Annotated in this window: 13 protein-coding genes and 3 pseudogenes; 2 read left to right on the top strand and 14 right to left on the bottom strand. The window is 69.0% G+C overall.

Annotated elements, in window-relative coordinates; all coding sequences use genetic code 11:
- Positions 1–53: 53 nt before the first annotated feature.
- From siaB to AD428_RS12080, 7 genes and pseudogenes are all read right to left on the bottom strand, one after another.
- The gene (siaB, locus tag AD428_RS12110) at positions 54–539 is read right to left on the bottom strand and encodes a biofilm regulation protein kinase SiaB (RefSeq protein ID WP_304438945.1); all 486 of its coding nucleotides are present in this window, start codon (positions 537–539) and stop codon (positions 54–56) included.
- A 24-nt stretch (positions 540–563) separates the two neighbouring features.
- Positions 564–2,549 carry a biofilm regulation protein phosphatase SiaA gene (gene siaA / locus AD428_RS12105; RefSeq protein WP_200908031.1) on the bottom strand — a complete coding sequence of 662 codons (1,986 nt, stop codon included), beginning with the start codon at positions 2,547–2,549 and terminating at the stop codon, positions 564–566.
- 386 nt (positions 2,550–2,935) lie between these two features.
- Positions 2,936–3,640: an ABC transporter ATP-binding protein gene (locus AD428_RS12100; RefSeq protein WP_053245321.1), complete on the bottom strand. Its 705-nt coding sequence runs from the start codon at positions 3,638–3,640 to the stop codon at positions 2,936–2,938.
- On the bottom strand, positions 3,640–4,428 hold the full coding sequence (locus AD428_RS12095; protein ID WP_053245320.1) for an ABC transporter ATP-binding protein: 789 nt from the start codon (positions 4,426–4,428) through the stop codon (positions 3,640–3,642). Before AD428_RS12095 ends, AD428_RS12100 begins: the two co-directional genes overlap by 1 nt.
- Entirely contained in the window at positions 4,425–5,390 is a 966-nt protein-coding gene (locus AD428_RS12090) for a branched-chain amino acid ABC transporter permease (protein ID WP_053245319.1), read from the bottom strand. Before AD428_RS12090 ends, AD428_RS12095 begins: the two co-directional genes overlap by 4 nt.
- Before the next feature lie 2 nt (positions 5,391–5,392).
- Positions 5,393–6,312: pseudogene (locus tag AD428_RS12085) on the bottom strand (branched-chain amino acid ABC transporter permease).
- 98 nt (positions 6,313–6,410) lie between these two features.
- Positions 6,411–7,574, bottom strand: a complete 1,164-nt coding sequence (locus tag AD428_RS12080) for an ABC transporter substrate-binding protein (protein ID WP_053245318.1) — start codon at positions 7,572–7,574, stop codon at positions 6,411–6,413.
- A gap of 352 nt (positions 7,575–7,926) precedes the next feature.
- On the opposite strand from AD428_RS12080, the gene AD428_RS12075 reads away from it, so the two are divergent.
- Positions 7,927–8,421, top strand: coding sequence for a MarR family winged helix-turn-helix transcriptional regulator (locus tag AD428_RS12075; protein ID WP_053245317.1), 495 nt, complete (start codon positions 7,927–7,929; stop codon positions 8,419–8,421).
- Positions 8,422–8,788: 367 nt separating this feature from the next.
- On the opposite strand, the gene AD428_RS12065 is transcribed toward AD428_RS12075, so the two are convergent.
- Positions 8,789–9,562: an SDR family oxidoreductase gene (locus AD428_RS12065; protein WP_053245315.1), complete on the bottom strand. Its 774-nt coding sequence runs from the start codon at positions 9,560–9,562 to the stop codon at positions 8,789–8,791.
- 142 nt (positions 9,563–9,704) lie between these two features.
- On the opposite strand from AD428_RS12065, the gene AD428_RS12060 reads away from it, so the two are divergent.
- Positions 9,705–10,607, top strand: coding sequence for a LysR family transcriptional regulator (locus tag AD428_RS12060; protein ID WP_053245314.1), 903 nt, complete (start codon positions 9,705–9,707; stop codon positions 10,605–10,607).
- Positions 10,608–10,817: 210 nt separating this feature from the next.
- On the opposite strand, the pseudogene AD428_RS12055 reads toward AD428_RS12060, so the two are convergent.
- The 6 genes and pseudogenes from AD428_RS12055 to AD428_RS12030 form a co-directional block, all read right to left on the bottom strand.
- A pseudogene (locus AD428_RS12055) lies at positions 10,818–11,778 on the bottom strand (Nudix family hydrolase).
- Entirely contained in the window at positions 11,771–12,637 is an 867-nt protein-coding gene (locus tag AD428_RS12050) for an ATP-binding protein (RefSeq protein ID WP_053245329.1), read from the bottom strand. Before AD428_RS12050 ends, AD428_RS12055 begins: the two are co-directional and overlap by 8 nt.
- 45 nt (positions 12,638–12,682) lie before the next feature.
- Positions 12,683–13,909, bottom strand: coding sequence for a bifunctional glutamate N-acetyltransferase/amino-acid acetyltransferase ArgJ (gene argJ, locus AD428_RS12045; RefSeq protein ID WP_053245313.1), 1,227 nt, complete (start codon positions 13,907–13,909; stop codon positions 12,683–12,685).
- A gap of 118 nt (positions 13,910–14,027) precedes the next feature.
- On the bottom strand, positions 14,028–15,519 hold a 1,492-nt coding region (locus tag AD428_RS12040), incomplete at its 3' end, for an efflux transporter outer membrane subunit (protein WP_152968065.1).
- Positions 15,516–18,629: pseudogene (locus tag AD428_RS29490) on the bottom strand (multidrug efflux RND transporter permease subunit). The pseudogene AD428_RS29490 and the gene AD428_RS12040, both read right to left, overlap by 4 nt.
- The gene (locus AD428_RS12030; RefSeq protein ID WP_053245312.1) at positions 18,626–21,727 is read right to left on the bottom strand and encodes an MdtB/MuxB family multidrug efflux RND transporter permease subunit; all 3,102 of its coding nucleotides are present in this window, start codon (positions 21,725–21,727) and stop codon (positions 18,626–18,628) included. The pseudogene AD428_RS29490 and the gene AD428_RS12030 overlap by 4 nt, the downstream one beginning before the upstream one ends.

The raw sequence follows: 21,727 nt of genomic DNA, 5'->3' as shown, positions 1-21,727 counted from the left end.
TCAGATGACCGCGCTCAGGCTGAAGAAGGCCAGGCCCTGCGCCTCGACCGGCTTCAGGCTGGCCTCCAGCGCGCGCCGGCGCGCCGCTGGATGTCGATCAGGCCCAGGCCCGCGCCCGAGGCCACGCCCTGCGCCCGGGGCTTGTGCAACTGGGCCTTGTATTCCGCCTTCAGGGCGGGCTTGTCGAGCGCGGCCAGCTCGCGGATGCGCGCCACGAGCTGGTGCCCGTCCTCGAGGCGCACCAGGTTGCCGGCCGACACCACGTAGCGGCTGTCCTCATTGCGGCCGATCACCACCGTGGCGGCGGCGTCGACCTGGCCGCGCAGGGCCGCGTACTGGCGGATGTTCTGGATCATCTCGATGTAGACCGAGAACACGTCCATGGCCTCGGCCGGGCGCACGTGCTCGGCGGTCAGGTAGTTCTTCAGCGCGTTGCCGATCTCCTCGATCAGGCTGCGGGAAATCGGCCCGTTGAAGCACAGCAGGGTGCGGCTCTGGGTGAACCGTTCGCCCAATGCGTAGAGATCGGAGGCATTCATGGGGGGTTACCGCCTTGATAACGTTTATTCGAATCGGAAAGACAGCAGGGTAATGTCGTCGCGCTGGGGCTGGCCGCCCTGGTACTCGGCCAGCGCCTGCGTGAACGCGGCCGCCTGCTCGGTTAACGGTCGCCCGGCATGCCGTTTGAGCATTTCGGCGAACCGCGTGTTGCCGAAGCCGAAGCCATGCTCGCCGCCCGCCTGGTCCAGGAAGCCGTCGGTCGCCAGGTAATAGGTCCAGCCCGGCTCCATGGGCAGTTCGATATTCCGGTACTCGCCGGCCCGCTTGTCGCCCAACGCGCGCCTGCCGCCGGGGATTTCGCGCAGGTCGTGGCCATTGCTTGCGTACAGGCTGATCTTCGCCCCTGCGTACAGCAGCCTGCCGGCCTGGCGGTCAATATATACCAGCCCCGCATCGGTATTCGTCGCCAGCGCGCGCGGCAGCTGCGCGTCGGCGAGCATGGCGCGGATGGCGTTGTCGGTGCGGGCCAGCACGCCGGCCGGATCGCGCGGCCCGGCCTCGGAAACCGCCAGGTCGATGGCCGCGCGCGCCAGCATGGTCATGAGCGCGCCCGGCACGCCGTGGCCGGCGCAGTCCATGATGCCCAGCAGGCAATTGGCGCCGTCGGAATGGAACACGTAGAAATCGCCGCCCACCACGTCGCGCGGCTTCCACAGCACGAAATGGTGCGCGCCCAGCGACTGCGTCAACTGGCGGTCGGGCAGGATGGCGCGCTGGATCAGGCTGGCATAGTCAATGGAATCGCCGATCTTCTTGTGCGCGGCCGCCATGGCGCGGTTGGCGCTCTCGAGCTCGGAGGTGCGTTCGCGCACCTTGGTTTCGAGCTCGGCCGTGTGCTGGCGCACCTTGTCGGCCATGATGCCGAAGGCGCGGCTCAGATCGCCGATCTCGTCCTGCCCGCCCGGCGGCAGGCGCACGTCGTAGCTGCCGTTGGCGATGGCCCGGGCCGATTGCTGCAGGCGGCGCAGCGGCCGCAGCATGAGGCGTTCGACCGCATAGCCGAAACACAGCAGCAGCGCCGCGAACAGCAGCACCAGCCCGGCGGCGGCGGGCCACAGCCAGCGCGTGTCCAGCACGCGCGCCGCCCCCAGGTCCACCAGCGTCAGCACGTGCCAGTGCAATTCCGGCATATAGGCCACGGAAACGAGCTGTTTCACGCCCTTGACGTCCGCCCAGCCGCTCTGCACCGACTGCGGATCGGCCTTCGCCGCCCGCATGGCCGAGCGCAGCGCGTCGCGCCCCGGCCCGTCGTCCACCAGCCGGAACACGGTGTTGGCGTCGCTCGCGCCGCCCGCGCCCGAATTGTAGGCAATGAGGGACGCGTCGGAATACGCCTGGATCGCGCCGTTTTCGTCGACGATGACGGGCGTTACTCCCGGCTGGCCGCTATTGACGAACTCGCGCAGGAACCCGCCCACGTCCAGGCCGCCGCCCGTCAGCCCCAGCACCTTGCCGCGGTCGCGGACCTGCACGTTGATCCAGACCCGCGTGGTCTTGAGCTTGAGATCGGGATTGACGTTGATGTTGTACGGCGCGGACGACTTGATGGTGTTGTAGAACCAGCCATCGTCCGGCGCCGTGGGGCTGAGCGTATAGCGCGGCGCCTCGGACAGGGGCTGGTCGTCGTTGAAGTAATAGTTGCCGGTGGCGGCGCTGGCGATGAAATAGGCGTGGCTCAGCAGATCGCGCCGGTAGCCGTCGGCTTCGACGAAAAAGAGCTCGCGGGCGGCCGGGTCGCTCTCGTTGCGCAGCCAGCGCCGCGTGACTTCGCTGTCGGCCAGGCGCTGCGACAGCGCCAGCTCGCGCGAAATCGGCGCCAGGATGCGCTGCCGGTTGAGTTGAGTGAAGTTGTCGGCAAATGCGCGCCCGAAGTGCTCGCGCACGCCGTCGAGCACTTGCCAGCCGATGATCACGGCCGGCGCCAGCGCGACCAGGCACGCCAGCAATAACGCCAGCAACGATTTCCTGCGCAAACCCCATTTCGCCATGCGAAGTCTTCCCAACCGCCAATCAAGACATCGGCCCGTCCCGAAAACCGGGTACGGACCGGCTGCATAAATCAAATCAGGGCGCGCGCGCAGCCTTGCACAGGCACGCTGGACCGGCCGGGCGCGGGGGCCGGTCTGGACCGGCCGCCTGCCGTGCGCCCACGCGCACCGCCCGCCGCGTGCCAGGCAAGGCACGGAGTGCCGGCGCGCCCGCGCGGCACGTCCGGCGCGCTAAGTGTAGAGAACAGTCAAGGGAATTGAAACAGGTGTATACGAGCGCCCCGCGGACGGCCCGCTTTCATTGCGAAGACGCAACATATATTTCAATTTATTTCTCTTTGTTTCTCCGTGCGGTCCGGACGGGCGCGCATTCTGCGGCTTTCCCGCTACACCCCCAGATACCGTTCCCACAAGCCCCGGTCGGCGTCCAGGGCGGCCGAATCGCCCGCCCACACCACCTTGCCGCGCTCCAGGATGACGTGCCGGTCGGCCAGCCGGAGCAATCTTTCCACATATTTGTCGATGACAAGAATGGTTTGTCCCGCCTCGCGCAGGCGCGCCAGGCAGTTCCATATTTCTTCCCGGATGCGCGGCGCCAGGCCCTCGGTGGCCTCGTCCAGGATCAGCAATCTCGGGTTGGTGACCAGCGCCCGGCCGATGGCGAGCATCTGCTGTTCTCCGCCCGACAACTGGTTGCCCATGTTGCGGGCGCGCTCGGCCAGGCGGGGAAAAAGCTCGAATACGCGTTCGGGCGTCCAGGGCCGCCCGATGTCGGGGTTGCGGCGGTCGGCGAACGCCGTCAGGTGTTCGCGCACCGTGAGGTTGGGAAAGCACTGCCGCCCCTCGGGCACGATGGCCATGCCCAGGCGCGCGATGCGGTCCGGGCTCCAGCCGCCGATGTCCTGGCCGGCAAAGCGCATCCTGCCGCCGCGCAGCGGCAACTGGCCGAACAGCGTGCGCAGCAGCGTGGTCTTGCCCATGCCGTTGCGCCCCAGCAGCGTCACCACCTGCCCGGCGCCGATCTCCAGGCTCACGCCGAACAGCACCTGGCTGGCGCCGTAGCCGCTTTGCACCGATTCAATGGCCAGCATCAGGCGGTCTCCTTGGCGTCGGTTTCGTCATCGCCCAGGTAGGCCTGCCGCACTTCGGGATTGGCGCGGATCTCGTCCGGCGTGCCGGTCGCGATGACGCGCCCGTACACCAGCACCGAGATCCGGTCGGCGAGCCGGAACACGGCCTGCATATCGTGTTCCACCAGCAGCATGGCGGCCTGGCCGCGCTGGGTTTCGATGAGTTCGGTCAGGCGCAGGGTTTCGTCCGGCCCCATGCCCGCCATGGGCTCGTCCAGCAGCAGCACGCTGGGCCGGGCCGCCTGCGCCAGCGCGAACTCCACCTTGCGCTGCTCGCCGTGCGGCAGGGTGCCCGCCGGCCTGCCCAGCAGGGCCGGGTCGATGGCGCATTCGCGCGCCAGCTCGCGCGCCTGGTCGTACAGCGCGGTGTCGGCCGCGCGCGGCCTCCAGAAGCGGAAGCTGCTGCCCGAATGCGCCTGCACCGCCAGCGCCAGGTTGTCCAGCACGCTGGACTGCTTGAAGATATGGGTGATCTGGAACGAACGCGACAGGCCCGCCGCCACCCGCTGGTGGGCGTTCAGAGCGGTGATGTCCCGCCCGCCCAGCATCAGCCGGCCCTCGTCGGCCGCCAGGGTGCCCGACAGCAGGTGGATGAGCGTGGACTTGCCCGCGCCGTTGGGGCCGATGAGCGCATGGATCTCGCCCGGGTTCAGCGTGAGCGAGACATGGTCGGTGGCCACCAGCGCGCCGAAGCGGCGCACCAGGCCGCTGGCCTGCAGGGCGGGCGCGGAGGAAACGGCGGCGTTCATGGGCCCGCCTTTCCGGATCGCGGCGCCGCGCGCCCGGCGAACAGCGGGCCGAACAGCCCGGCCAGCCCGCGCGGCGCGCCGAACAGCACGCACAGCAGCAGAATGCCCAGCGGCAGATGCCAGTATTCGGTCCAGAGCCTCAGGGCTTCCTCCAGCACGAGCATGACCACCGCCCCCGCCACGCCGCCGTAGCGCAGGCCGATGCCGCCCACCAGCACCATGATCAGCAGGTTGGCCGACTGCGTCCAGTGCATGATGCTGGGCGAGATGAAAAGGTTATGGTTGGCCAGCAGCGCGCCCGCCAGGCCGGCCGCCGCGCCGCTGATCGTGAAGGCGGTGAGCTTGATGCGGTAAACGGGATAGCCCATGGACTCCATGCGCGACTCGTTTTCGCGCACGCCCTGCAGCGCCATGCCGAAGCGCGAGGCCGTCACGTGGCCGAAGGCCCACATGGCCAGCGCGAAAATCGCCAGCACGAGATAGTAGAAGGACACGTCATTGGCCAGGTCCAGCCCCGGCAGCGTGGAATAGCCGGGCAGGTTCAGGCCGTCTTCGCCGCCGTACTGGCGCAGCGAAATGAATATGTAGAACAGCATCTGCGCGAACGCCAGCGTAATCATGATGAAGTACACGCCCCGCGTGCGCAGCGAGACGGCCCCGGTGACGAAGGCCAGCAGCGCGGCCAGCGCCACCGCCGCCGGCCAGCTCACCAGCGCCGAATCCACCCCCAGGGTGCCCAGGATGCCCACCGCGTAGGCGCCGGCGCCCAGGAAGGCAGCGTGGCCCAGCGCCACCATGCCGCCATAGCCCAGGATGAGGTTCAGGCTGGTGGCGGCCAGCGCGTAGATCAGCACGCGCCGCACGAAGGAAACGTAGAAATCCAGACCGAGCATGGGCGCGACCAACGGAAACGCCGCCAGCAGCGCCAGCAGGGCCAGGGACCAGACTGTGGTTCTGCTCATGGTCAGCCGCGCGCCGGAAACAGGCCGGAAGGCCGGAACACCAGCACGACCGCCATCAATACGTAGATCGCGATGGCGGCCAGCGTCGGGCCGACGCTGGAGGCCACCGCGGGAGAAAACACCTGGCGCAGCAGCATGGGCAGGAAGGCCCGGCCCGCCGTGTCCACCATGCCCACCAGCAACGCCCCCACGAACGCACCGCGGATCGACCCGATGCCGCCGATCACGATGCATACCAGCACGAGGATGAGGATTTCCTCGCCCATGCCGATCTGCACCGAGGTCAGCGGCCCCAGCAGCGCGCCCGCCACGGCGGCCAGCATGGCGCCCAGCACGAACACGCCCAGGAACAGCAGGGGCACGCGCACGCCCATGAGCGTAGCCATCTGCCGGTTGGAGGCGCCCGCCCGCACCAGCACGCCGGCCCGGGTGCGCGTCACGAACCAGTACAATCCCGCCGCCGCGAGCACCCCGAACACGATGATCATCAGGCGATAGGCCGGGTACAACAGGTCGGGCAACAGCCGCACCGGCCCCGACAGGGCGGCTGGCATGTTGAGCATGACGGGGGCCGGCCCCAGATCATCTTGACCAGGTCGTTGGCGATGAGAATGACGGCGTACGTTCCCAGCACCTGCGCCAGGTGGTCGCGCAGCGCCAGCCGCCGCACGAGCGCCAGCTCCAGCGCCAGGCCCACCGCGCCGGTGGCCAGCGCGGCCACCAGCACCGCGGCGGTGAAAGAACCCGTGCGCTGCATGGTTTCGGCCGCGACGTAGGCACCCGCCATGTAGAGCGAGCCGTGCGCCAGATTCATGATGTCCATGATGCCGAACACCAGGGTGAGGCCGGCCGCGATCAAAAACAGCATCAATCCGAATTGCAGACCGTTCAGCAGTTGCTCGAGGATGAGCGTGAACGTCATGAAGCTTCCCCTTGCCGCGGGCCTGTTTGCGGCCCGCGTGCCTTCGATGCCTGGTCCGCGCGGAAGCAGGCGGGCGCGAGCCCGCCGGCGCCGCCCGGTCAGAGCTTGCAGTCGCCCACGTAGACGTCCTGGTACTGGTCGAACACCTTGCCCACCAGCTTGTTGGTGATGCGGCCGTCGGCGTCCTTGTCGACCACGCGCAGGTAGTAGGCCTGGATGGGATAGTGGTTCTTGCCGTAGGTGAAGCTGCCGCGCACCGAGGGGTAGTCGGCCTTTTCGAGCGCCTTCACGATGGCCTGGCGGTCGGCGGCCTTGCCGCCGGCCTGCTTGACGGCCGCATCCATGGCCATGATGACGTCATAAGCCTGGGCGGCGTACACCGACGGATAGCGGCCGTTGTATTCCTTGCGGAAGGCCGCGACGAAAGCCTTGTTCTGCGGCACGTCCAGGTCGTGCGCCCACTGCGCCGTGTTGTACATGCCCAGCATGGGCTCGCCCACCGCCTGGATGACGTCCTCGTCGGCCGAGAAGCCCGGGCCGATGAGCTTGATGCTCTGCGACAGGCCGGCCGACACGAACTGCTTGACGAAATTGATGCCCATGCCGCCGGGCAGGAAGATGTAGACCGCATCGGGCTTGGCGGCGCGGATCTGCGCCAGCTCGGCCGCGTAGTCGATCTGCCCGAGCTTGGTGTACACCTCGTCGGCCGGCGGCGTCTTGTAGCCGCGCTTGAAGCCCGTGAGGGCATCCTTGCCCGCCGGGTAGTCCGGCGCCATGATGAACATCTTCTTGTAGCCGCGGTCGGCCGCCACCTTGCCCGCCGCCTCGTGAAAGGCGTCGTTCTGGTACGACGTGCCGAACCAGTAGGGGTTGCACTGCGCGCCGGCGAGCTGGCTGGGGCCGGGATTGTTGGACAGGTACGGCACCTTGGCCGCGAACAGCGCCGGGCCCACGGCCAGCGCCACGTTGGAGCCGATGGGGCCAGTGAAGAAATCGATCTTCTCGCGCTGGATGTAGCGGGTGACGAGCTGGCGGGCCTGGTCGGGGTTGCCGCCCATGTCGGTCTGCAGGAATTCGGCGGGCTGGCCGCCCAGCTTGCCGCCCAGCTGCTTGATGGCGAGGTTGAAGCCGTCGCGGGCCTCGGCGCCCAGCGCCGAGAAGGGGCCGGAAATGTCGTTGGCGATGCCGACCTTGATGGCGTCCGCCTGCGCGAGGGCCGGAACCAGCGCGGCGGCGGCGAGGAAGGAAGTGATGAAACGCATGGTGGTTTTCTCCGTGCGCGAGCCGCGCAGAGGGGTGTTCTTGTAAATTGCGGTTCGAAAGACTTCTGCCGGCCCGGCGGGGCCTGCAAGACCCTGGCAAGACCGGCGCCTGCAACACCGCTCCCGCATTGCGGCATGGGGAAAAGTGGCGCGCAGCATAGTTTAGGTTTAAAGTATCAGGCAAAACAAGTCTAGGGTTTTTACCAATAAACTACCGTCATGGTTACCCTTTTCGCCTTCGCTGTCTCCGCCTTGCGCCATGGCGCTGGTCGGACAGTACCCGACATCCCGCCCGCGCTCAAGCTTCGCGATCCGCGCGCGCCCTTCCGCTCCCACGGTACGGACCCACGCCATGATTGACGCTCCCGATCTCGAATCCCGCGCAGCGCCCGACGATCATCATGCGCTGCGGCTGTGGCTGCGCATGCTCACCTGCTGCAATCTCATCGAAAGCGAGATCCGCAGCCGGCTGCGCAACGAGTTCGACACCACGCTGCCGCGCTTCGACCTCATGGCGCAACTGCAGCGCGCGCCCAAGGGCATGAAGATGGGCGAGCTGTCGCGCCACATGATGGTCACCAACGGCAACATCACGGGCATCACCGACCAGCTCGAGAAAGAAGGGCTGGTGGTGCGCACCAAGGTCGAGTCCGACCGCCGCAGCTCGCTCATCAAGCTCACGCCGCAGGGCAAGAAGATCTTCGCCCGCATGGCGCGCGCCCACGAGTCCTGGGTGAAAGGCATGCTGGGCGACATGCCCGAGGCCAGCCGCAACGCGCTCTACCAGGCGCTGGGCGAGCTGAAGCTGCAGGTGGTGGCCACGCGCTCCGAATCGTCACGCTCCTGAGCGCCGCGCCTCCCGGGGTTTGGCGCATAATTGCCGCCATGATCCCGGTTTCACTTCCTGGCGGCAATTTCTACGTACTGATGGCGGCCTCCCTGGCCTGCCTCAGCACGCTGCTGACCTGGCTGGCCGTGCTGGCCACCAGCCGCAGCGCCCGGCTCTGGCTGGGCGGGCACCGCCGCGCCGGCGGGCTGCTCATGGCGCTGCTGGCCCTGGTGGGCCTGGTCTTTCCCTATCAGCAATTCAGCCTGTGGCTCGCGGCGCAACGCGACGCCGAAGCCGACGCCGGGCGCAGCGCCCAGCTCGCGCAGGCCACCCGNCCCCGCCGCCCGCTTCGCCCGCCGGTTGAGGGCGGACGCGCCGCGGCGGCCTACCTGGTGGTGTAGCCGCCGTTGATGAGCAGGGTCTGCCCGGTGATCCACCAGCCTTCGGACACCAGGAAACGGATGAAGGGCGCCACGTCCTCGATGTCCGTGAGGCCGGTGCGAGAAAAGGCCGACAGCGCCGCCGCGGTCTTGTGATACGCCACGGCGTCCGCGCCTTCGGCCGGATAGAAGAAGGGCGTGTCCATCGGGCCCGGCCCGACCGCCGTGACCGAAATGCCGCGCGCGCCGAATTCCTTGGCGGCCGCGCGGGTGTAGTGCTCCACCGGCGCCTTGGTGCCGGCGTAGGCGGCATAGCAGGGCGTGAACGCGCCCAGCAGCGAAGTCACCAGGGTGCAGATCTTGCCGTTGTCGCGCAGCCGGCGCCCGGCTTCCTGCAGGAAAAAGAACGCCGTCTTGGCGTTCACGTCGGACATCTCGTCGTACTCGGCCTCGGTGACTTCGGCAATGGGCTTCTTCAGCACCTTGCCCACCGTATTGATGGCGATGTCGAACTGGCCCAGCGCGGCCTGCGCCTCGTCGTACAGCCGCGTCATCGCGGCGGCCGAACGCAGGTCGCCCTGGAAGGCGGCCGCCTGCGCGCCGGCCTTTTGCACTGCGGCCACCGTGGCCTCGGCGTCCGCGCGGGCGGCATCGCTGTTGTAGTGGATGGCGATGGCGCGCGCGCCGTGCGCGGCCAGGTCGCGGGCGATGAGGCCGCCCAGGTTTTTCGCGCCGCCCGCAATGAGGACGGTCTTGCCTTGAATGCTGTGGTCTGCCATGTCGGGCTCCGCTTCGGTTCAGGAGAGAGGCGGGCCGCCTTGCGCGGTGCCCGCATGGCTTCGATGATATATTCCAGAAAAATGGCATAAATCATGTATTTCTGGTTGCTCTATACAGAAATTACGAACAAACCAGCCCGCTGTGGACCGCATCGATCTTTTTCGCGTCTTCGCCCGCGTGGTGGAGTGCGCCAATTTCACGCGCGCCGCCGACACGCTCGGCCTGCCGCGTTCGACGGTTTCCGCCGCCGTGCAGGAGCTGGAAGGCCGGGTGGGCGCGCGCCTGCTCAACCGCACGACGCGCCAGGTCGCGCCCACGCGCGAAGGAGAGCTGTTCTACGAACGCTGCCTGCGGCTGGTGGCCGACATGGAAGAAACCGAAAGCCTGTTCCGCCGCGACGCGGGCCCGGCGGGCCTGCTCAGGGTGGACGTGCCCGGCCGCATCGGCAGGCTCATCGTGGCGCCGGCCCTGCCGGACTTTCTCGAACGCCATCCCAGGCTGCAACTGGCCCTGGGCATGAGCGACCGCCCCGTGGACCTGGTGGGCGAGGGCGTGGACTGCGCGCTGCGCGTGGGCCGGCTGGGCGACTCCGGCCTGTATGCGCGGCCGCTGGGCGAACTCGCGCTCATCAACGTGGCCAGCCCCGCCTATCTGGCGCGGCACGGCGTGCCGGCGCACCCGGCCGAGCTGGACGCGCACTGGGCGGTGCACTATGCGCCGCCGGCAAGCGGGCGGCCCGCGCCCTGGGAATGGATGGAAGACGGCGCGTTGCGCACCCGGCCGCTGCCCGGCCGCGTCATCGTGGACAACGCCGAAGCCTACATCGCCTGCTGTCTGGCGGGCCTGGGCCTGATCCAGATCCCGGCCTACGACGTGCGCGACGCGCTGCGCGCCGGCGACCTGGTGGAAGTCATGCCCGCCCACCGCGCCGCGCCCATGCCCATGACCCTGCTCTACACCCACCGCCACCCGCCCTCGCGCCGCGTGCAGGTATTCGCCGGCTGGCTGGAAGAACTGATGGCCGGCGCCTGCGCGCCCGAGTAACCGCCACGCCGCCTCAGCAGCGGCCGGCTCCTTGCCCCTTTTTCAGAAGAACCCCGTCCCAACGACCGGGGAGAATGCAGCGCCCCACCGCAAATCCCCCGTCGCCGAACAACGGCGCCTTTCCCACCAGCGCGGATCCGGCTTTGCCGGTCCGCCGGCGCGCCCCCTTTGAGGGGGGAAGCGCCGCAGGCGCTTCGGGGGTGGGCTCCCCTAAACCCCCCGTATCCCCGCAATCCCATGCCCGCCATGGCGTAGCGCCTGGGACAGGGTGGCGGCCGACTGGCCGCCCAGCGCGAAAACGGGAAGGCCCGCATCGCGGATGCCGGCCTCGAACCCCTCCCAGCCCAAGGTGGGAGCGCCGGGATGCGAGGCGGTGTCGAGCACGGGGCCGAGCACGGCGAAGTCCGCGTCCAGGTCGCGGGCGTGCAGGACCTCGGCGTTGTCATGTGCGGACACGCCCACCAGCGCGCCATCGGGCAGGGCGGGACGGGCGGAGAGCCCGGCCGCGTCGGCCGCGCGCAGGTGCACGCCGTCGGCTTCGCGCCACCAGGCGGCGGGGTGCGCGCTGTTGACCAGCACCCGCGCGCCCTGCGCCTTGCAGCGCCTGAGCACCTGCTGGAGCAATTCATGCAGCGAAGTGGCGGCCGGGCCGTCCGGCCATGCGGGCTCGCGGAACTGGAAGAGCCTCACGCCGCGCGCCAGGGCGGCGTCCAGCCGGCCCAGGTAGGCCGCCGCGCCCCGCGCGCGAGCCGGCCGAGCTGATGCTGTAGGCGGTGGGCAATTGCAGCCAGCGCAGCGGCGGCAGGGCGGCGGGCAGCAGGTCGCCGACCTCGGCCGCGCGCGCGGGGTCCACCCATTCGAGGCGCTGGTTCTCCAGGCCCTTGGGTTCGCCTTCCCAGCCCGTGACGTGGCAGAAAGCCAGGCGCACCGTGGTGTGCGGGTAGGCATGCACGTAGGTGACCCAGCGCCGCGACTGCGTCACGCGGATGCCGATTTCTTCCTGCAGCTCGCGCGCCAGCGCCTCCAGTACCGTTTCGCCGGGCTCGAGCTTGCCGCCCGGCAGCTCCCACCAGCCGGCCCAGGGCTTGCCCTCGGGGCGCTGGCCCAGCAGCAGCTTGCCGTCGCTGCGCAGGATCAGGCCGGCGGCTACGTCGACGATCTTCTCAGACATGGCGGGCCGCCCAGTCGCGCGCGAATTGGTAGGCCACGCGGCCCGAGCGCGAGCCGCGCTCCAGCGTCCATTGCAGGGCTTCGGTGCGCGAGGCCTCCACGTGCTCCTCGGGGCAGCCCAGCTCGCGCAGCCAGTGGTAGACGATGTCCAGGTAGTCGTCCTGCTTGAAGGGATAGAACGACAGCCAGAGCCCGAAGCGCTCGGACAGGGAAATCTTTTCCTCGACGGTTTCGCCGGGGTGGATCTCGCCGTCGGCCTGGTGCCTGGCCTGCAGGTTCTCGCTCATGTATTCGGGCATGAGGTGGCGGCGATTGGAGGTGGCGTAGATGAGCACGTTGTCGCCCGAGGCGGCCACCGAGCCGTCCAGCACCGATTTCAGCGCCTTGTAGCCGGCTTCGCCTTCCTCGAAGGACAGGTCGTCGCAGAACACGATGAAGCGCTCGGGGCGGGAGGCGACCAGCTCGACGATGTCGGCCAGGTCGCCCAGGTCGGATTTGTCCACTTCGATCAGGCGCAGCCCGCGCCCGGCGTAGGCTGCCAGCATGGCCTTGACCAGCGAGCTCTTGCCGGTGCCGCGGGCTCCGGTCATGAGCACGTTGTTGGCGGGCTTCTTCTCGATGAACTGCTGCGTGTTGCGGTCGATGATGGATTTCTGCCGCTCGATGTGCTGCAGGTCGTCGAGCTCGATGCGCGCGACGTGGCGCACGGCGTCCAGCCAGCCGCGCGAGCCGCGCTTGCGCCAGCGGAAGGCGTGGGCGGTCCAGTCGATGTCGGGGGGAGCCGGCGGCAGCCAGGCTTCCAGTTGGGCCAGCACGCGTTCGGCGCGCTGCAGGAGCGAGGAATAGTCGGTTGCGGTCACGGTGTCTTCCAATGGAGCGGCGGCGGCGGGCCGCCGCCGGCGCGGTCAGGAGCGGTAGTCGGCGTTGATGGACACGTAGTCGTGCGAGAAGTCGCAGGTGTAGACGGTGTCGCTGGCCTGGCCGCGGCCCAGCGCGATGCGCACCCGGATCTCGGGCTGCTTCATGACGCGCTGGCCGTCGGCTTCCTGGTAGTCGGGGTTGCGGCCGCCGTCCTTGGCCACCAGCACGTCGTCCAGCCACAGCCGGATGCGCGAGACGTCCAGGTCGTCGATGCCGGCGTAGCCGATGGCGGCCAGGATGCGGCCCAGGTTGGGGTCGGAGGCGTAGAAGGCGGTCTTGACGAGCGGCGAATGCGCCACGGCGTAGGCCACCTTGAGGGCCTCCTCGACGTTGCCGGCCTCCTCGACGCGGATGGTCATGAACTTGGTGGCGCCTTCGGCGTCGCGCACGATCTTCTGAGCCAGTTCCAGCGCGGCGGCGGCCAGCGCCTCGCGCACCTCGGCATAGCCGGGGTCGGTTTCGGCGTCGATGTTCAGGCCCGACTTGCCCGTGGCGATGAGAATGAAGGAGTCGTTGGTGGAGGTGTCGCCGTCTACCGTGATGCGGTTGAACGAGGCGTCGGCGATCTCGCCGGCCATCTTGCGCAGCAGCGGCTGGGCGATGCCGGCGTCGGTGGCCAGAAAGCTCAGCATGGTGGCCATGTTGGGGCGGATCATGCCCGCGCCCTTGCTGATGCCGGTAAAGGTGACGGTCTTGCCGCCGATGGCCGCCTTGCGCGAGGCGATCTTGGGCAGGGTGTCGGTGGTCATGATGCCGTGGGCCGCGGCGAACCAGTGGTCGGGGCCCAGGTCGGCGATGGCGGCGGGCAGGCCGGCCACCAGGCGGTCCAGCGGCAGCGGTTCGAGGATGACGCCGGTGGAGAAGGGCAGCACCTGATCGGCCGGCACGCCCAGCAGCCTGCCCAGCTCGGCGCAGGTGTCCTGCGCCTTTTTCAGGCCCTCGGCGCCGGTGCCGGCGTTGGCGTTGCCGGTGTTGATGACCAGCGCGCGGATCGGGCCGTTCTTGGCCAGATGGGCCTGGCAGACCTGCACCGGCGCGGCGCAGAAGCGGTTGCGCGTGAACACGCCCGCCACGCTGGCGCCTTCGGCCAGGCGGAAGACGGTCAGGTCGCGCCGGTTGGCCTTGCGGATGCCCGCCTCGGCTACGCCGATTTCGACGCCGGCGACTGGAAAGATTTCGGACTCGGAGGGGATCTGCAGGTTAACGGCCATGACTTCGTCTCATGAATGAGCAGGACGGATACGCCGCCGGACCAGGGGCGGCGCGCGGGGGAAAGCTTCGTATTATCCCACCGCCGGGCGCGGGGGGCCGGCGGCGGCGGGTCAGGGNCCAGCCCCTCCCAGCCGCCGCCCAGGGCCACGATGAGATTCACGCTGGCCACCAGCCGGTTGCTCAGCAGGCTGAGCGCGTTGCGCTCGCTGCTCAGCGCGGCCGCCTCCACGGTGGCCACGCTCAGGTAGTCCACCATGCCGGCCTGATACTGGTTCTGGATCAGGCGCAGCGATTCGCGCGCCGCCTCCAGCGCGCGGCGCTGCACCGTCTGCTCATCGGCCAGCACGCGCAGCAGGATGAGATAGTCTTCCACCTCGCGCAGGCCGGTGAGCGCGGCCTGCCGGTAGGCGGCGGCCTGCGCGTCGTAGGCCGCCCGCGCCTGCTCGATCTGCGACTGGCGCGCGCCGCCGTCGAAGATCGTCATCGCCAGCGCCGGGCCGAGCGACCAGAAGCTCGCCGGCGCGGTCAGCAGCTCGGCGAACTGCCCGTTGCGAAAGCCGCCGTCGGCCGACAGCGTCAGGCTGGGAAACCAGGCCGACTGCGCCACGCCGATCTGCGCGTTGGCCGCCGCGGCGCGCCGCTCGGCCGCCGCCACGTCGGGCCGCCGCTCCAGCAGTTCCGACGGCAGGCTGAGCGGAATCTCGGGCAATTGCAGCGTAAACGGCCTGGCCGCCAGCGAAAAACGCGAAGGCGCCTGCCCCATCAGCACCGCGATGGCGTGCTCGTACTGGCCGCGCTGCCAGTCCAGGTCCAGCGACTGCGCGCGGGTGCTTTCGAGCTGGGTGCGCGCCACGGCCACGTCCGACAGGCCGGCCACCCCGGCCGCGTAGCGGTTCTGCGTGAGCTGCAGCGAACGCTCGTAAGCGGCCACCGTGTCTTCGAGCAGGCGCTTCTGCTCGTCGAGCACGCGCAACTGCAGATAGGCCGTCACCAGCGCCGCCTGAGCGCTCAGGCGCGTGGCGGCAAGGTCCGCCAGGCTGGCCGAGGCGCTGGCCTGGGATGCCTCCACCGAGCGCCGCACCTTGCCCCAGACATCCAGCTCCCAGCTCACGCTGCCGGCCAGGGTGTACTGGTTGGACACCTGGCTGCCCGACACCGACGAGGAGCCGCTCTGCCCTCCGCCGCTGCCGGAGCGGGTCACGCCCGCCGACGCGCCCACCGTGGGGAAGAATCCGGCGCGCGCGTTGCGCACCAGGGCGATGGCCTCGCGGTAGTTGGCTTCGGCCTGCGCGATGGTCTGGTTCGAGGCGTTGAGCCGGTCCACCAGGCTGTCGAGCACCGGGTCGTCGTACACCCGCCACCACTGGCCGCGCTCGGCCTGGTCGCGCGGCTCGGCGCGCTTCCAGCCCGGCACCGCGTCCTGACCCTCCTTGTAGGCGGCGCCCCACGTCCAGCACGGCCGCTGGTAGTCCGGCCCCACGGCGCAGGCGCCCAGCGCCGCGCACAGCCACCGCGGCCAGGACGCCCGCGTCAGCGCGGTCCGGGCAGCGCCGGCCGAAGCGGCCCGGACGGAAGGAGTTCGAGGTTGCGGCTTGGCGTGGTCGATCATGGTTGTTCTGGTGTTGCGGCCGCGCCGTCCTGGCGGGCGCGCCCGCGCGCGGCCCACAGGCGGAAACGGTCCAGGTAGAGATAAACCACCGGCGTGGTGTAAAGCGTGAGGATCTGGCTGAGCACCAGGCCGCCCACAATGGTAATGCCCAGCGGCTGGCGCATCTCCACGCCCGCCCCGGTGGCCAGCACCAGGGGCAGCGCGCCGAAGATGGCGGCCATGGTGGTCATCATGATGGGACGGAAGCGCGTCAGGCAGGCCTGGAAGATGGCCTCGCGCGGCGCCATGCCCTGCCCGCGCTCGGCCTCCAGCGCAAAATCCACCATCATGATGGCGTTCTTCTTGACGATGCCGATGAGCAGGAACACCCCGATCAGCGCGATCAGCGTGAAATCGTAGCGCAGCACCTGCAGCGCCAGCAGCGCCCCCAGGCCCGCCGAAGGCAGTGTGGAGAGAATCGTGAGCGGATGCACGAAACTCTCATACAGAATGCCCAGCACGATGTACATGGTGACCAGCGCGGCCAGGATCAGCCAGGGCTGCTGCGACAGCGTCTGCTGCAGGGCGGCGGCCGTGCCCTGGAAGCCGGCCTGGATCTGGTCGGATGGCAGGCCCAGGCGCGCCACGGCGGCGTCGATGTGCGGCCGTGGCCTGGCCCAGCGACACGCCGGGCGCCAGGCTGAAGGACACCGTATCGGCCACGAACAGCCCCTGGTGCTGCACGCTCAGCGGCGCGTTGGCGTACTCGAAGCGCGTGAAGGCGGACAGCGGCACGCGCGCGCCCTCCGAGGTGATCACCTCGACCTGCTTGAGCGAATCGATGTCCTGCGCAAAGCGCGGCTCCACGCCCATCACCACGTGGTACTGGTTGAGCGGCCCGTACATCACCGAAACCTGCCGCTGGCTGAACGAGTTGTTCAGCACGGCCGAGATGGTGGCCATGCTCACGCCCAGTCGGGTGGCCGCTTCGCGGTCGATGACGAGGTTGATCTCGCGGCCCTTGTCTTCCACGTCGGTGTCCACGTCCGTGATCTCGGGCAGCCGCGCCATGGCCTGCTGCACCTTGGGCATCCAGGCGCGCAGGAGCTGCAGGTCGCCCGACATGAGCGTGTAGGAGTACGAACCCTGGCTCTGGCGCCCGCCGATGCGGATGTCCTGCTGCGACACCAGGAACATGCGCGCGCCCGGCATGTTCTGCAGCCGGCCGCGCAGGCGGTTGATGACCACGTCGGCCGACACCTTGCGCTCCTCCAGCGGCTTGAGCTGAATCTGCATGAAGCTGCTGTTGCTGCCGCCGCGCCCGCCGGCATAGCCGGTCATGCTCTGCACGGCGGGGTCGGCCAGCACAACCTGGCGCAGCGCGTCGAGCTTGGGCACGGTGGCCTGGAACGAGGTGCCCTGGTCCACCCGGAAGAAGCCCAGGATCTGGCCCGTGTCCTGCTGCGGAAAGAACCCCTTGGGCACCACGGCGTACAGGTAGACATTGAGCCCGATGGCGCAGGCCAGCGAGAGCATCATCAGACGGCCGTGCGCCAGCGCCCAGGCCAGGCTGCGCCGGTAGCCGTCCTGCATGGCGGCGAAGCCGCGCTCGGCCCAGCGCGCCAGCGGGCCGGCGGCCGGTGCTGTTCCGGCGCGGGGCGCAGCAGGCGCGCGCACATCATGGGCGTGAGGGTGAGCGACACCACGAGCGACACCATGATGGCCGCCGACAGCGTGACCGCGAACTCCCGGAACAGGCGCCCCACCACCCCGCCCATCAGCAGGATGGGGATGAACACCGCCACCAGCGACAGGCTCATGGAAAGCACGGTGAAGCCCACTTCGCGCGAGCCCCGCAGCGCCGCCCGCATGGGCGACATGCCGTTCTCCACGTGGCGCATGATGTTCTCGAGCACCACGATGGCGTCGTCCACCACGAAGCCCGTGGCCACGATGAGCGCCATCAGCGAAATGGTGTTCAGCGTGAAGCCGCACAGGTACATGATGCAGAACGTGCCGATCAGCGACACCGGCACCGCGATGCTGGGAATCAGCGCGGCGCGCCAGCGCCGCAGGAACAGCAGCACCACCAGCACCACCAGGCCCACGGCGATCACCAGCGTCAGTTCGGCCTCGTGCAGCGAGGCGCGGATGCTGGGCGTGCGGTCCTGCGCCACGCTGAGCGTCACGTCGGCCGGCATCAGCGCCAGCAGCGTGGGCAACTGCGCGCGCACCGCGTCCACGGTTTCGATGATATTGGCGTCGGCCTGCCGGCGCACGATCATGAGAATGGCCTTGCGGTCGTTGTAGAAGCCGGTCTGATACAGGTCTTCGACCGAGTCCTCGACCTTGGCCACGTCCGACAGCCGCACCGGCGCGCCGTCGCGCCAGGCCACGATGAGCGGCCGGTACTGCTCGGCGCGGCTGAGCTGGTCGCTGGCCATGATCTGCCAGTGGTAGCGGTCGTTCTCCAGCACGCCCTTGGGCCGGTTGGCGTTGGCGTTGGACAGCGCTGTACGCACTTCGTCGAGCGAGACGCCGCGGTTGGCCAGCGCCCCCGGCAGCACGGTGACGCGCACGGCGGGCAGCGAGCTGCCGCCCACCGTCACCTCGCCTACGCCGTCCACCTGCGACAGCTTCTGCGCCACGATGGTCGAGGCCACGTCGTAAAGCTGGCCCAGCGACAGCGTGTCGGAGGTCATGGCCAGCGTCATGATGGGCGCATCCGACGGATTGGCCTTGTGGTAGGTCGGATTGCTGCGCAGGCTGGTCGGCAGCAGCGAGCGAGCCGCGTTGATGGCGGCCTGCACGTCGCGGGCCGCGCCGTCGATGTCGCGGCTCAGGTCGAACTGCAGGGTGATGCGGGTGGACCCCTGCGAGCTGCTCGACGTCATTTCCGTCACGCCCGCGATGCTGCCCAGCGAGCGCTCCAGCGGCGTGGCCACGCTGGACGCCATGGTTTCCGGGCTGGCGCCCGGCAGGCTGGCCGACACCGAGATCGTGGGGATGTCCACCTGCGGCAAGGGCGCGACCGGCAGCAGGAAAAACGCCAGCATGCCGGCCAGCACGACCGCCAGGCTCAGCAGCGTGGTCGCGACCGGCCGGGCGATGAACGGCGCCGACAGGATCATGAAACCTCTCCGGCGCGACCGGCCGGCCGCGCCGCGCCGCTACGCCGCGCGAAGCGGTCGAACATCAGGTAGATGACCGGCGTGGTGAAGAGCGTGAGCACCTGCGACACCAGCAGGCCGCCCACCATCACCAGGCCCAGGGGCTGGCGCAGCTCCGCGCCGGTGCCGGTGGACAGCATCAGCGGCAGCGCGCCGAACAGGGCGGCCAGCGTGGTCATGAGAATCGGGCGAAAGCGCAGCAGCGCAGCCTCGTGGATGGCTTCGCGCGGCGGCAGGCCGCGCTTGCGCTCGGCGTCCAGCGCGAAGTCGATCATCATGATGGCGTTCTTCTTCACGATGCCGATCAGCAGGATGATGCCGATGATGCCGATCATGTCGAGCTCGGTGCCGCTGATGAGCAGCGCCAGGAGCGCGCCCACGCCGGCCGAGGGCAGCGTCGAGAGAATGGTGATGGGATGGATGTAGCTTTCGTACAGCACGCCCAGCACGATGTACATGGTGACGACGGCGGCCAGGATCAGCAGCAGCGTGCTGGACAGCGAATTCTGGAACGCCAGCGCCGCGCCCTGGAAGCGCGTCTCCACGCTGGCGGGCAGGCCGATTTCCGTCTCGGCCGCCTTGATGGCCTCCACCGCGTCCGACAGCGAGGCGCCGGGCGCCAGGTTGAACGACACCGTCACCATGGGGAACTGGTCCAGCCGGTTCACGGCCAGCACGGTCTTGCCCTCGGTGATGCGCGCCACCGACGACAGCGGCACCTGTCCGCCCGAGGAAGTGGGCACGTGCAGCTGGCCCAGCGCGGAGGGCGTCATCTGGAACTGCGGCTGCACTTCCAGCACCACGCGGTACTGGTTGGACTGGGTGAAGATGGTGCTGATGAGGCGCTGGCCGAAGGCGTTGTACAGCGCCTCGTCGATCACGGAGGCGGTGATGCCCAGGCGCGAGGCGGCGTCCCGGTCTATTTCCACCCAGGTCTGCAGGCCCTCGTCCTGGAGGTCGTCGGTCACGTCCTTCAGGCCGGGCATCTGGCTCAGGCGCTCCACCAGCCTGGGCGTCCACAGGCTCAGCACCGACAGGTCGGGGTTGGAAAGCGTCATCTGGTACTGCGTGCGGCTGACGCGGTCTTCGATGGTGAGATCCTGCACCGGCTGCATGTACACCGTGAGGCCGTTCTGGCGCGAGAGCGACTGGCGCAGGCGCTCCATGACTTCCGCAAGGTTGCCCTGCCGCTCGGCCTGTGGCTTGAGCGCGATCTGCATGCGGCCCGCGCTCAGCGTGGGGTTGCTGCCGTCCACGCCGATGAACGACGACACCGCCTCGACGTCCGGGTCTTCCAGCACCAGGCGCGCCGCCTCGCGCTGCCGCTCGGACATCGCGGTAAACGAGATCGACTGCGGCGCCTGGGTAATGGCCTGGATGAGGCCGGTGTCCTGCTGCGGGAAGAACCCCTTGGGAATGAGGATGTACAGCAGCACGGTCAGGGCGAACGTGGCCAGCGCCACCAGCAGGGTCAGCGGCTGGTGGCGCAGCACGACCTGCAGCATGCGGTCGTAGCCCGCGATGACGCGGTCGATGAAGACCCCCGTCATCTGGTGGAAGCGCCCGTGCTTCTGCTCCGACTCGGCGCGCAGCAGCCGCGCGCACATCATCGGCGTGAGCGACAGCGACACCACCAGCGAGATCAGGATGGCCACGGCCAGGGTGACGGCGAACTCGCGGAACAGCCGGCCCACCACTTCCTGCATGAAGAGCAGCGGGATCAGCACCGCGATCAGCGAGAAGGTGAGCGAGATCAGCGTGAACCCGATCTGCGAAGCGCCCTTGAGCGCGGCCTGCAATGGCGTCTCGCCCTCTTCGATGTGGCGCGCGATGTTCTCGATCATCACGATGGCGTCGTCCACCACGAAGCCCGTGGCGATGGTGAGCGCCATGAGGGTGAGGTTGTTGATGGAGAACCCCGCCAGGTACATGATGCCGAAGGTGCCCACCAGCGACAGCGGCACCACCACGCTGGGAATCAGCGTGGCCGTCAGGCTGCGCAGGAAGACGAAGGTCACCATCACCACCAGCGCGATGGCCAGCAGCATCTCGAACTGCACGTCGTCCACCGAGTCGCGGATGGTCTGGGTGCGGTCGGACACCACGGTGAGGTCGAGCGTGGCCGGCAGCGCGGCCCGCAACTGTGGCAGCAGCGCCCGCACGCGGTCCACCACCTCGATCACGTTGGCGCCGGGCTGGCGCTGGATGTTGAGCAGGATGGCCGGCTTGTCGCCCACCCATGCCGCCTGGCGCACGTCCTCCGCGCCTTCCACGGCGCGCGCCACGTCCGACAGGCGCAGCGGCGCATTGTTCTTGTACGCGATGATGAGATCGTTGTAGTCGGTGGGCGTCTTGAGCTGGTCGTTGGCGTTGATGGTGGTGGAACGCAGCGGCCCGTCCAGATTGCCCTTGGGCTGATTGACGTTGGCGCCCACCACGGCGGTGCGCAGGTCGGACAGCGACAGCCCGTTGGCGGCCAGCGCCTGCGGATTCACCTGCACGCGCACGGCGGGACGCTGGCCGCCCGCCACGCTCACCAGCCCCACGCCGGGAATCTGCGACAGCTTCTGTGCCGCGCGCGTATCCACCAGGTCGCGCACCTGGGGCAGCGGCATGGTGGGCGAGGTCACGGCCAGCGTCAGCACCGCCGCGTCGGCCGGGTTCACCTTGTTGTACGTGGGCGGCACCGGCAGATCGCCGGGCAGCAGGTTGGACGCCGCATTGATGGCCGCCTGCACCTGCTGTTCGGCCACGTCCAGCGACAGCGAGAGGTTGAACTGCAGGGTGATGACCGACGCGCCGCCCGAGCTGGTCGACGACATCTGGTTCAGGCCGGGCATCTGCCCGAACTGCCGCTCCAGGGGCGAAGTGACCAGCGAGGTCATCACGTCCGGGCTGGCGCCCGGGTACAAGGTGACGACCTGGATGGTGGGGTAGTCCACCTCCGGCAGCGCCGACACGGGCAACAGGCGGTAGGCGATGAACCCCGCGATCAGGATGGCCACCATGGAAAGCGTGGTGGCCACCGGCCGCAGGATGAACAGGCGCGACGGACTCAC

The organism is Achromobacter sp. DMS1 (assembly GCF_001270295.1).
Note: the sequence above shows the minus strand (reverse complement) of the source record. Positions and strands in the feature narration are given on the sequence as shown.